Below are 11,749 nucleotides of genomic sequence, written 5' to 3'. Positions count from 1 at the left end.
GATGAAGATTCGCTCACAAATCGGCATGGTCCTGAACCTGGACAAATGCATCGGCTGCCACACCTGCTCGATCACTTGCAAAAACGTCTGGACCAGCCGTGAAGGCATGGAATACGCCTGGTTCAACAACGTTGAAACCAAACCCGGCATCGGCTACCCGAAAGAATGGGAGAACCAGGACAAGTGGAAGGGCGGCTGGATCCGCAATGCCAATGGTTCGATCAACCCGCGCATCGGCGGCAAATTCCGCGTGTTGGCGAACATTTTCGCCAACCCGGACCTGCCGAGCCTGGACGACTACTACGAGCCGTTCGACTTCGATTACCAGCACCTGCACACCGCACCACTGGGCGAGCACCAGCCGGTTGCGCGTCCGCGCTCGCTGATCTCCGGCAAGCGCATGGAGAAAATCGAGTGGGGCCCGAACTGGGAAGAAATCCTCGGCACCGAATTCGCCAAGCGTCGCAAGGACAAGAACTTCGACAAGATCCAGGCGGACATCTACGGCGAGTACGAAAACACGTTCATGATGTACCTGCCGCGCCTGTGCGAGCACTGCCTCAACCCGGCGTGCGCGGCGTCGTGCCCGAGCGGCGCGATCTACAAGCGTGAAGAAGACGGCATCGTCCTGATCGACCAGGAAAAATGCCGTGGCTGGCGGATGTGCATCAGCGGCTGCCCGTACAAGAAAATCTACTTCAACTGGAAAAGCGGCAAATCCGAGAAGTGCATTTTCTGCTACCCGCGGATCGAAGCCGGCATGCCGACCGTCTGCGCCGAAACCTGCGTCGGGCGCATCCGTTACCTCGGCGTGTTGCTGTATGACGCCGACCGCATCAGCGAAGTGGCGAGCACCGCCAATGAGCAGGACCTGTACGAAAAACAACTGGAGATCTTCCTCGATCCGCATGACCCGGCGGTGATTCGTCAGGCCCTGGCCGACGGCGTGCCGCAATCGGTGATCGATTCGGCGCAACGTTCGCCAGTCTACAAAATGGCCGTGGACTGGAAACTCGCACTGCCGCTGCACCCGGAATATCGCACCTTGCCGATGGTCTGGTACGTACCGCCGCTGTCGCCGATCCAGAACGCGGCCGAGGCGGGCACCGTCGGCATGAACGGGGTGATCCCGGACGTCGACAGCCTGCGTATTCCGTTGCGTTACCTGGCCAACCTGCTGACCGCCGGCGACGAAAAACCGGTCAAACGTGCGCTTAAACGCTTGCTGGCGATGCGCGCCTACAAACGTTCCGAGCAAGTCGATGGCGTTCAGGACCTGCAAGTGCTCAAGGATGTCGGCTTGAGCGTGACGCAGGTCGAGGAGATGTATCGCTACCTGGCGATCGCCAACTACGAAGATCGTTTCGTGGTGCCCAGTGCCCACCGTGAAGACGCCATGAGCGACGCCTTTGCCGAGCGTTCCGGTTGCGGCTTCAGTTTCGGCAGCGGCTGCAGCGGCAGCTCCGACACCAACATGTTCGGTGCGAAGAAAGCCAACCGCCGCGACGTTCTGAAAACCGTCCAGTTGTGGGAGGAGTGAGCATGCAAATTCTCAAAGTGATTTCGTTGCTGCTCGACTACCCGACCCAAACCTTGATTGCCGGGCGCGACGAACTGGAGCAGGCGATTATCCAGTCCCGGGAAATCAGCCCGAAACAGCGCGGTGCATTGTTCGAATTGCTGGAGCTGATCTGCGCCAATGACCTGATGGACGGGCAGGAGCACTACGGTGCGTTGTTCGGTCGGGGTCGCTCGCTGTCGCTGCTGCTGTTCGAGCATGTCCATGGCGAATCCCGCGATCGTGGCCAGGCGATGGTCGACATGATGGCGCAATACGAAGCCGCCGGTTTTGCCATCGGCGTCAAGGAGCTGCCGGACTATATCCCGCTGTACCTGGAGTTCCTGTCCACCCGCGAAGACGACGAGGCCCGGGAGGGCCTGGCGGATGTTTCGCACTTGCTGGCCCTGCTCGCGGCGCGTCTGGAGGAGCGTGAAAGCGCCTACGCCAGTTGCTTCCGGGCGCTGCTGCAGATTGCCGGGGCGGAGCCGCATCAGGCCGTGGCCGATCTGCGTGAGCAGGTCGCCGCCGAGGTGCGCGACGACTCCCTCGAAGCCCTCGACAAGATCTGGGAAGAGGAGGCCGTGGATTTCCTCAAGGCCGAACAACAGGAGCGCTGCGGCTCACTGCCAAGCGCACCGGGCAAGGCCCGGGAAGAAAGCGCGGTGCCGTTGCACTGGGTGGATTTTCAGCATGAAGGGCCGGCCGCCGTGCCGGCCCAGGAGGTGGGTAATGTCTAAATGGAACCTGTTGTTGTTCGGGATCTATCCCTATGTAGCCCTGATGATTTGCCTGGTTGGCAGCTGGGCACGCTTCGATCTGTCGCAGTACACCTGGAAGGCTGGCTCCAGCCAGATGCTCAATCAGAGCGGCATGCGCGTGGCGAGCAACTTGTTTCACATCGGTGTGCTGTTCGTGCTGGCCGGGCATTTCGTCGGCCTGCTGACCCCGGCGTCGGTCTATCACCATGTGATCAGTACCGAGAACAAGCAGTTGCTGGCGATGGTGTCCGGCGGGTTCTTCGGCCTGTTGTGCCTGATCGGCCTGCTGATGCTGGTCAACCGGCGGCTGACTGATCCTCGGGTACGTGCCACTTCCAGCCGTTCGGACATCCTGATTCTGCTGGTGCTGCTGGCGCAGTTGCTGCTGGGTCTGCTGACGATCGTCGCGTCCACCGGCCACATGGACGGCTCGGTGATGGTGATGCTCGCCAACTGGGCGCAGAACACCGTGCTGTTGCGGCCGTTGGAAGCAGCGGCGTCCATTGCGCCGGTCGGGCTGACCTACAAGCTGCACGTGTTTCTCGGTCTGACCCTGTTCGTGCTGTTCCCCTTCACCCGTCTCGTGCACATCGTCAGTGCACCGGTCTGGTACCTGGGACGCCGTTATCAAATCGTTCGGCAGAAAATCTGAGGAGACAATCATGTCAGGTGGATGTGGATGTGGTGGTGGTAACGGCGGCAGCGGTGGTTGCGGCTCTTCCAAACAAGCAGAGGCTGCGGTGCCGGACGTTGTCGACATCGCGCAGTTTGAAGCACTGCCGGTCGAGCCGGCGGCTGCCGAGGAGGCCCCGGCGCAGTTGATCGCCAGCAGCGAGCAGGAGTGGCCGATCATCAGCGTCAACCAGGTGCCGATCACCCCGGAAGCAATGGCCCAGGAGCTGCAATATCATCCGGCCGAGAGCCGCGAGGAAGCGGTGTACCTGGCGGCCCGGGCGCTGGTGATCCGCGAGTTGTTGCAGCAGCGTATTGCCGAACTCGGCCTGTCGCTGGAGATTGGCCCTGGCGAGAACGCAGAAGAAGCGGCCACGCGCTTGTTGCTTGAGCGCGAGGTCCACGTGCCGCAGTGCGACGAGCAAACCAGTCTGCGCTACTACGAAAACAATCGCGGGCGCTTCCACAGCGCGCCGTTACTGGCGGTGCGGCACATCCTGCTCGAATGCGCGCCGGACGACGCCGAGGCCCGCGCGCTGGCGCATGCCCAGGCCGAAACCCTGTTGCAGCGGCTGGCGGATTTGCCCGGCAGCTTCGCCGAGCTGGCGCTGAAATATTCGGCCTGCCCGTCGAAGGCCCAAGGCGGTTCCCTGGGGCAGATCAGCAAGGGCCAGACCGTGCCCGAACTGGAGCGTCAGTTGTTCACCCTGGCACCGGGGCTGGCCGGCAAACCGCTGGAAAGCCGTTACGGCTGGCACGTGGTCAGTGTCGATCAGCGGATCGAAGGCATGCCGCTGCCCTATGAAGTGGTGTCGACGTCGATCCGCACGCAGTTGCAGCAGGGCGTCTGGCAAAAAGCCCTGGTGCAATACCTGCAAACCCTGATCGGTGCGGCGGATATTCGCGGCATCCGCTTGCAGGGCGCCGACTCACCGCTGGTGCAGTGAACATCGGGCAAACCGGGAGATGTGATGAACGCTGTGATGCAGGATGGTTTTGGGCGGCAGATCGATTATCTGCGGATGTCGGTGACGGACCGTTGTGATTTTCGCTGTGTGTATTGCATGGCGAAAAACATGACCTTCCTGCCGCGTCAGCAGGTGCTCACGCTGGAAGAGTTGCAGCGCCTGGCAACGCTGTTCGTCGGGTTGGGCGTACGCAAAATCCGTCTGACCGGCGGCGAGCCGCTGATTCGTCCGGGGATTGTCGAGCTGTGCCGCCACATCGCCGCGCTGCCCGGTTTGCGCGAACTGGTGATGACCAGCAACGGCTCGCAGCTGGGCCGTCTGGCCCGGCCGTTGGCGGAGGCGGGGGTCAAGCGGATGAACATCAGCCTCGATAGCCTCGACGGGCAAAGGTTTCGGGCGATCACCCGCAACGGCGATCTCGATCAGGTGCTGGGCGGCATTGAGGCGGCGCGGGATGCGGGATTCGAGCGGATCAAACTCAACTGCGTGGTGATGAAAGGGCGCAACTTCGATGAAGTCCCGGCGTTGGTGCAATACGCCATCGATCAGCGCATCGACATCAGTTTCATTGAAGAAATGCCCTTGGGTGATGTCGGGCGTTCCCGGGGCGAGTCGTTTTGTTCCAGCGATGAGGTCCGGGCGCTGATCGCCAGCGATCACCGGTTGCTCGACAGCACTGAAAACAGCGGCGGGCCGGCGCGCTATGTTCGCCTGGAGCGCCATCCCGAGACCCGGATCGGTTTCATCTCACCCAACAGTCATAACTTCTGTGGCACCTGTAACCGGGTGCGAATGACCGTGGAAGGAAAGCTGTTGCTCTGTCTCGGCCAGGAAGACGCGCTGGATTTGCGCGGATTGCTGCGGCGCTATCCGCTGGACGACAAACCGCTGATCAATGCGGTGCAAAAGGCCTTGCGCGGCAAGCCGTTGCGCCACGACTTCAACCCCGAAGGGGAGGTGCAGATTGTGCGGTTCATGAACATGAGCGGCGGTTGAACTGATCTGTAAAACACAACAAATCCAACGTAGGAGCGAGCTTGCTCGCGAAGGCGGAGTGTCAGTCGACATCAATTTTGACTGATAGACCGCCTTCGCGAGCAAGCTCGCTCCTACATTTAGTCTTCGTTGGCCACAGTGTTTTTTCACCAGCGATTCTTGACGTCGATCAATTGCAGAACAGCGCTTTGTCCGTAGTCTTCACTGCATGTTGTGTTTGTTTGTGTCTGAACATCTATATGTAGTATCTGGAGGCCAAATGCAGAGCACGCTGATCTCAGTGGGATGTAACCGCTTGCACAAACGCGATGGCAGTCTGGTCGCCTTCGATGCGGACAAGATCCGCCAGGCGTTGATCGCCGCCGGCAAGGCGACAGGGGAGTACACCGAGGTTGAGGTTGAGGGGTTGCTTCAGGCCGTGCTGGCCCGGCTGGAAGGGCTGCCAAGGCTGCACGTCGAGCAGATCCAGGATCGGGTCGAACGAGTATTGATGGACGCCGGTTTTTTCTTCGCCATGCGTGCCTACATCGTCTACCGCGAACAGCACGGGCGTTTGCGCCGCGACCGCCGGACCATGGTCGAGGTGGCGACTTCGATGAATGAGTACCTGGACCGTGAAGACTGGCGGGTCCAGGCTAACGCCAATCAGGGCTACTCCCTGGGCGGACTGGTGTTGAACGTGTCGGGCAAGGTCACCGCCAACTACTGGCTGGACGAGGTATACAGCGAAGCCATCGGCCAGGCCCACCGCGAGGCGGATTTGCATGTGCACGACCTGGACATGCTCGCCGGTTACTGCGCCGGGTGGTCGCTACGCACCCTGTTGCACGAAGGGCTCAACGGCGTGCCGGGGCGGGTCGAAGCCGGTCCGCCGAAGCACTTGAGCAGTGCCCTGGGGCAAATGGTGAATTTCCTCGGCACCCTGCAAAACGAATGGGCCGGCGCCCAGGCGTTCAGCTCGTTCGATACCTACCTGGCACCTTACGTACGCAAGGACCAACTGAGTTATCAGGAGGTCCGCCAGGCGATCCAGGAGTTCATCTACAACCTCAACGTGCCCTCGCGCTGGGGCACCCAGACGCCGTTCACCAACCTGACCTTCGACTGGGTTTGCCCGCAGGATTTGCGTGAGCAGATACCTGTCATCTGCGGTGAGGAAATGCCGTTTGCCTATGGCGATCTGCAAGTCGAAATGGACCTGCTCAACCGTGCATACATCGAGGTGATGCAGGCCGGCGATGCCAAGGGGCGAGTGTTCACCTTTCCGATCCCGACCTACAACATCACCCATGACTTTCCCTGGGACAGTGAAAACGCCGACCGTCTGTTCGAGATGACGGCGCGTTACGGTTTGCCGTACTTCCAGAACTTCCTCAATTCGGACATGCAGCCCAATCAGGTGCGTTCGATGTGTTGTCGGTTGCAGCTCGATGTGCGCGAGTTGCTCAAGCGTGGCGGCGGTTTGTTCGGTTCGGCGGAACAGACCGGATCGCTCGGCGTGGTGACCATCAACTGCGCGAGGCTGGGCTATGTGTTCAAGGGCAACACCAGTGGTTTGTTGCGGCGCCTGGACACGCTGATGGAACTGGCGATGGAGAGCCTGGAGGTCAAGCGCAAAGTCATTCAACACCACATGGATGCCGGTTTGTACCCTTACACCAAGCGTTACCTGGGCACCTTGCGCAACCATTTTTCCACCATCGGTCTCAATGGCCTGCATGAAATGCTGCGCAATTTCACCGGCGACGAGGAGGGCATGCACACCGAGCATGGCCGCCAGTTTGCCCTGAATCTGCTGGACCATGTGCGCGCCACCTTGCTGCGTTTCCAGGAAGAAACCGGTCATCTCTACAACCTGGAAGCGACACCGGCGGAGGGCACCACCTACCGCTTCGCCAAGGAAGACCTCAAGCGCTACCCCGACATTCTCCAGGCCGGCAGCCCGCAGGCGCCGTATTACACCAACTCCTCGCAACTGCCGGTGGGCTATACCGAAGACCCCTTCGAGGCCCTGGAGCTTCAAGACGAACTGCAATGCAAATACACCGGCGGCACGGTTTTGCATCTGTACATGGCCGAGCGGATTTCATCGACTCAGGCCTGCAAGCAACTGGTGCGCAAGGCCCTTGGACGTTTCCGCCTGCCATACCTGACCGTGACCCCGACCTTCTCCATCTGCCCGGTGCATGGCTACCTCGATGGCGAGCATGAGTTTTGCCCCAAATGTGACGAGGTCCTGCTGTTGCAAGAACAGAAGGCCGGCACCGTTCATTGATTTCGATCCACTCAACCGCAAGGAGCTTCACCATGACTGCATCGCAAACACTGCCCCAGGCTCAACGTCAACGCTGCGAAGTCTGGACCCGGGTGATGGGCTATCACCGCCCTGTGTCGGCGTTCAATCCGGGTAAACAGTCGGAGCACCGTGAACGGCTGCACTTCACTGAATGCGCGACACCGGCCGGGCGCCAATGAGTCGAATGCTTCGGGTCGGGGGCATGGTGCCCCTGACCACTATCGACTATCCGGGACAACTCGCCTGCGTGCTGTTCTGCCAGGGTTGCGCCTGGCGTTGTCGTTACTGCCATAACCCGCAGCTGATTCCGCCTCGTGGGACTGACGAAGTGGAGTGGCGGCGGGTGTTGGCGTTTCTGCAACGGCGTCAGGACCTGCTCGATGCCGTGGTGTTCAGCGGTGGTGAGCCGACCCTGCAGGACGGCTTGCCCGGCGCCATGGACGAAGTGCGGGCGATGGGATTTCGCATTGGCTTGCACAGCGCCGGCATCAAGCCTGCGGCCTTCGCCAAGGCACTGACCGGTGCTGATTGGGTCGGCTTCGATGTCAAGGCGTTGCCCGAGGATTGCCAGGCCATTACCCGGGTCGAGGGCAGCGGAACGGCCAACTGGCGCAGTCTTGAGCATCTGCTGGCCAGTGGTGTGGACTACGAATGCCGCACCACCGTGCATTGGCATCTGTTCGAGCCGGCGCGTCTGCTGATCCTGGCAAAACGCTTGAGCGCGCTGGGCGTCAAACGCTTTGCCGTGCAACTGGTTCGCACCGAGCGAATGTTCGATCCGCTGCTGCCAGGCATTTCGGCGCAAGCCTTGCAGCCTGAGCTGTGGGAGGCCCTGCGCGAGTTGTTTCCAGTCTTCGTGTTACGGGGGTAATGGGGGCTGGGCACTCAAGCCCAGCCCCAGAACTGCAACCACCAGCCCAATCCCACCATGCCTTGGGCCAGTAGCAGGCAAGTGATGGCTGACCCGCGACGCATCAGGGAAAGATTTTCGCGGCTCAGCCGTTTCCAGCCCAGTAGCAGGCTCCAGCCCATTGCGGCCAATAACAGACAGGCCCTGGCGGGTTGCACCCATTCGAGCAGCAAACCTTCATAACGCAGCAATTTGACGGTGGTGGCCGACAGCCCGAGAAACAGCCCGGCACCCCCCAGGGGCGTGAGTGTCAGCGCCAGAGGCCCATACAGTGTGCGGTCTTGCGCCAGGCGGGCTGTCAGACGCAGGAGCAGCATCAACGCTGTGCCGAGCACGAGCGAACTCAAACCCAAGTACGCGACGATGCTGAAACCGTCGAGCCAACTGAAGCTGTCGTTGAGTTGCGGGTAATGGGTGAGCAGCCACCAGGGGGCATTGTCCTGCAAAGCCCAGAGCTGGTCGTGTTCGACCAGCCACTGGGCCAGGTGCTGTTTGAGGGCGACAAACCATGGGCTGACCGTCCACTGAAACGCGCCCATGGCCAAGCCGATCACGCCGAACAGCAGCAAGCGTGTATCCCACGGGGACAGTGTCTGCGCTGTCGCGTGAACAATCTCCTGATTGCTGGAGCGGGCGATCAGTTGAACGGCACCACGTTGCCCGCTGCAGCGTCCACAGGCATGGCAATCGCTGGCGCCTTGCAGGCGGCGGATATCGAGCAGGGGCGCGCAGTTGGGCGGCGGCAGGCGGGGTGCGGCATTTTCCATCCAGCGTTGTTCATCGACCTGAAAGTGCACAGGGGCCAGCCGGGCGAGCAGGGCGAAAACGCCGCTGACTGGGCACAGGTAACGGCACCAGACCCGCTTGCCCCGGGCGAATAACAACCCGACGATGACGGCAGCAACGGTTGAACCGCCCAGAATCAACAGCGCGGCCTGGGCGTAGTCATAGACGCTGATCAACTGGCCGTAGAGAGTCGTCAGGCAAAACGCCAAGGTGGGCCAACCGCCCCAGCGCACCCAGCGCGGCACACCCAGGCCTTTACCGTAATGGCTGGCCCATTCGCTGAGAGAACCTTCCGGGCACAGAACGCCACACCAGAGCCGGCCGAAGAACACCATCGACAGCAACACGAACGGCCACCAGATCCCCCAGAATAGAAACTGCGCGAGCAAGGTCAGGTCGTCGAGTAGCCGGGCCTGGCTGTCCGGCAGCGGCAACAGCGCCGGGGTCACCAACAGCACCGCGTAAAACACTACGACAGCCCATTGCAGCGCACGGATGACGGACGCATGGCGACGCATCCCGTCACCCAGATGCTGGAGCCATCGATTGCGCCGGCTCAGTTCAGGCATGGGACATTTTCCACAGTGCGTTGCCGTAGCCAACCGCCGACAACCAGCCAGTAACCGCCCCACACCAGCAAGGTCATGCCGCTGGGCGTCGCGCGATAACCGGCAAAACCGGCCAGGAAACCACCCAATCCATGGCTGTCGCTCAGCCACCCGCTGCTGTCCCACAGCGCTTCGCCAACAAGGCTGTAAACCACGTCCGGCACATCCAGGGCGAGCAGTTGGCCGCTGATCCGCTCGGTGCCGCTGACCAGCAACGCCGCGCCGAGCATGAGCAAGATGACTTCGCTGATGGCAAAGAATCGTTGCCATGAAAGGAGTCGGCGACTGCTGTGCAGCAACGTAACGGTCAGCGCCGACAGCACCAGCCCCAATACGCCGCCGACGGCAAACAAACCCAGCTGCGGACCTCGCAGTCGCGCCCCGGCGCCATAGAGAAAGACCACCGTTTCGCTGCCTTCGCGGCTGATCGCGAGCATTGCCAGCAGCAATAGACCGGCGCCACCTTGTCGGGCCAGGTGGCGATCGGCGTGTCGCCGCAAATCGTGGTTGAGGGTGCGCCCGTGACGGTGCATCCAGCCCACCATCTGCACCATCAACAGGCTGGCCACCAGCGCGAGTGCGGCCTGGAACCATTCACTGGCCGAGCCGCTCATGGTTTCACCGGCAAACAGGATCAACACCGCCAGCAGACCCGAGAGCATCAACCCCAGTGCCACACCGGCCCACAGGTATCTGAGCAAACGATGACCTTGGCCTTGCTGGCTGCCCCAGGCCTGGAGAATGCCGATCACCAGCAACGCCTCGACGCTTTCACGCCAGACGATAAACATTGATTGATTCATGGAAGCTCCGTGCGCTGGCCGGTTATTTCGCGAGGATGCCGCCCTCGGGCAATTGCGGATTGAACTCGTCGAAAAACGGGTAGTGTCCGGGCCTCAAGGGGTGAATGACCACGAAGGTCGTCACCCCCGGCGACAGGACTTTTTCCACCCGCAACGGCGTGCTCTCGAACTCGGCCGGACCTTGACCGACGTTCTTCAGAACGATTTTGAAGCGCTGTCCGGCCGGCACCTCCAGCAAGGCGGGCGTGAAGTGGCCATCGCGAAGGCTCAGTTCATAGCTGGGTAACTGGGCATGAGCCGTCAATGGCACAACCGCTGCGGCAAGCATCAGCCAGGCAATGCGCAAACGCTTCATTCAATAGCCGCCTTTTTTGCCGATGCCGGCGTAGATGAACTCGTAGTGCAGTTCGCAGCGTTCGAACCAGGGGGCGACACCGGTTTCCTTATCGGTGTGGCGTCCGAGGGAACCATGACCGCCGGGCGGCAGAACGGTGAACGTCAGCTGATATTTTCCGGGGCCCAGCAGCTTGACGTTATTGCCATAGTGCGGGCCGTCGTTGGCGACCATGGCATGGAAGTCACCTTTGATTTCGTCGGGGTTACCTGCTCTTTTCAAGTTGAAAGAGACAGTGAGGTAAGGCACGAAACTGCCTTCCTGGAAGCCCTGTCGATTGTCCGCAGTGGCCCGAATGTCGGCTTCCAGATGCACGTCGGAATCCGCAGTGGCGCGCATCATCCCGGCAGGTGCCATTTCGATCGGTTGCAGATACACCGCCCCGACTTCCAGCCCCGGACACAGTTGGGGTTCCCCGATTGGGTATTCCTTGGCGTGAGCCAGCGGGGTGAGCAAGAGCAGGGCGAGTGACAACGAAAAAGGGGTACGCATGAGAACTTCCTGAGCACTGACGAGTAGGAGCCCGAGTCTAGAAAGCTTTGCTGCGAACAATAATGATTGTTATCAAGTTTCGAGCAATTAAACCGATGGCTCGTTGCGTTGGGCACGCTCGCCATTGCGCAGGGGGAGCGCAGTCGATTCTTGACAGGTATCAAGGCCGGCGTTGTTCGGGGACTGTAGGTTGGAAGTACGCCACTCAATGATAGGAGATCGGCATGGCCAAGCACTTCCCCGTCAACCCCAGGCACCCCGAGCGGATCTGTTGGGGATGCGACCGCTATTGTCCGGCGAAGTCCCTTGCTTGCGGCAATGGTTCCGAGCGCACGATGCATCCGGCGGAGTTGTTTGGAGAGGATTGGCATCTGTCTGGCGACGGGGGCAGTGAGGCGGTCATCACGACAGACAAGGCGTCGGAGGATGGCAGATAGAGACAGAGTGAAGATATCAAATGCGAATACGTATCAAAGGCTAATGGTGTGATGTATCATGCGCCGCA

General features: G+C 60.9%; 13 protein-coding genes. 9 read left to right on the top strand and 4 right to left on the bottom strand.

Annotated elements, in window-relative coordinates; translation table 11 throughout:
* Nucleotide 1: 1 nt before the first annotated feature.
* The 8 genes from narH (at nucleotide 2) to HCU66_RS10340 (ending at nucleotide 8,122) form a co-directional block, all read left to right on the top strand.
* On the top strand, nucleotides 2-1,540 hold the full coding sequence (narH, locus tag HCU66_RS10375; RefSeq protein ID WP_205888395.1) for a nitrate reductase subunit beta: 1,539 nt from the start codon (nucleotides 2-4) through the stop codon (nucleotides 1,538-1,540).
* Nucleotides 1,541-1,542: 2 nt separating this feature from the next.
* Entirely contained in the window at nucleotides 1,543-2,298 is a 756-nt protein-coding gene (gene narJ, locus HCU66_RS10370; protein WP_205888394.1) for a nitrate reductase molybdenum cofactor assembly chaperone, read from the top strand.
* Nucleotides 2,291-2,971, top strand: coding sequence for a respiratory nitrate reductase subunit gamma (gene narI / locus HCU66_RS10365; protein WP_205888393.1), 681 nt, complete (start codon nucleotides 2,291-2,293; stop codon nucleotides 2,969-2,971). Before narJ ends, narI begins: the two co-directional genes overlap by 8 nt.
* A 10-nt stretch (nucleotides 2,972-2,981) precedes the next feature.
* The gene (locus HCU66_RS10360) at nucleotides 2,982-3,938 is read left to right on the top strand and encodes a peptidylprolyl isomerase (RefSeq protein ID WP_205888392.1); all 957 of its coding nucleotides are present in this window, start codon (nucleotides 2,982-2,984) and stop codon (nucleotides 3,936-3,938) included.
* 24 nt (nucleotides 3,939-3,962) lie between these two features.
* Nucleotides 3,963-4,955: a GTP 3',8-cyclase MoaA gene (gene moaA / locus HCU66_RS10355; RefSeq protein ID WP_205888391.1), complete on the top strand. Its 993-nt coding sequence runs from the start codon at nucleotides 3,963-3,965 to the stop codon at nucleotides 4,953-4,955.
* A 259-nt stretch (nucleotides 4,956-5,214) separates the two neighbouring features.
* A complete protein-coding gene (locus HCU66_RS10350) occupies nucleotides 5,215-7,230 on the top strand; it encodes a ribonucleoside triphosphate reductase (RefSeq protein WP_205888390.1) in 2,016 nt (671 codons plus the stop codon).
* 32 nt (nucleotides 7,231-7,262) lie between these two features.
* Nucleotides 7,263-7,430 carry an anaerobic ribonucleoside-triphosphate reductase gene (nrdD, locus tag HCU66_RS27310; RefSeq protein WP_205888389.1) on the top strand — a complete coding sequence of 56 codons (168 nt, stop codon included), beginning with the start codon at nucleotides 7,263-7,265 and terminating at the stop codon, nucleotides 7,428-7,430.
* The gene (locus HCU66_RS10340) at nucleotides 7,427-8,122 is read left to right on the top strand and encodes an anaerobic ribonucleoside-triphosphate reductase activating protein (protein ID WP_205888388.1); all 696 of its coding nucleotides are present in this window, start codon (nucleotides 7,427-7,429) and stop codon (nucleotides 8,120-8,122) included. Before nrdD ends, HCU66_RS10340 begins: the two co-directional genes overlap by 4 nt.
* A 14-nt stretch (nucleotides 8,123-8,136) precedes the next feature.
* Here HCU66_RS10340 and HCU66_RS10335 read toward each other — a convergent pair whose 3' ends face one another.
* From HCU66_RS10335 to HCU66_RS10320, 4 genes are read right to left on the bottom strand one after another with little or no spacing between them, the layout of a single operon-like run.
* Nucleotides 8,137-9,516, bottom strand: a complete 1,380-nt coding sequence (locus HCU66_RS10335) for a 4Fe-4S binding protein (protein ID WP_205888387.1) — start codon at nucleotides 9,514-9,516, stop codon at nucleotides 8,137-8,139.
* Nucleotides 9,504-10,358, bottom strand: a complete 855-nt coding sequence (locus HCU66_RS10330) for an FTR1 family iron permease (protein WP_205888386.1) — start codon at nucleotides 10,356-10,358, stop codon at nucleotides 9,504-9,506. The genes HCU66_RS10335 and HCU66_RS10330 overlap by 13 nt, the downstream gene beginning before the upstream one ends.
* 22 nt (nucleotides 10,359-10,380) lie before the next feature.
* Entirely contained in the window at nucleotides 10,381-10,713 is a 333-nt protein-coding gene (locus HCU66_RS10325; RefSeq protein ID WP_205888385.1) for a cupredoxin domain-containing protein, read from the bottom strand.
* Nucleotides 10,714-11,244 (bottom strand): iron transporter, encoded by a 531-nt coding sequence (locus HCU66_RS10320; protein WP_205888384.1) that lies wholly within the window; start codon nucleotides 11,242-11,244, stop codon nucleotides 10,714-10,716.
* Nucleotides 11,245-11,468: 224 nt separating this feature from the next.
* Between HCU66_RS10320 and HCU66_RS10315 the strand changes: the two genes are divergently transcribed.
* Nucleotides 11,469-11,681 (top strand): DUF3079 domain-containing protein, encoded by a 213-nt coding sequence (locus tag HCU66_RS10315; RefSeq protein WP_205888383.1) that lies wholly within the window; start codon nucleotides 11,469-11,471, stop codon nucleotides 11,679-11,681.
* Nucleotides 11,682-11,749: the final 68 nt, after the last annotated feature.

Origin of the sequence: Pseudomonas frederiksbergensis (assembly GCF_017114915.1) — a bacterium.
In the GTDB taxonomy this organism is placed as follows: Bacteria; Pseudomonadota; Gammaproteobacteria; order Pseudomonadales; family Pseudomonadaceae; genus Aquipseudomonas; species Aquipseudomonas frederiksbergensis_I.
Note: the sequence above shows the minus strand (reverse complement) of the source record. Positions and strands in the feature narration are given on the sequence as shown.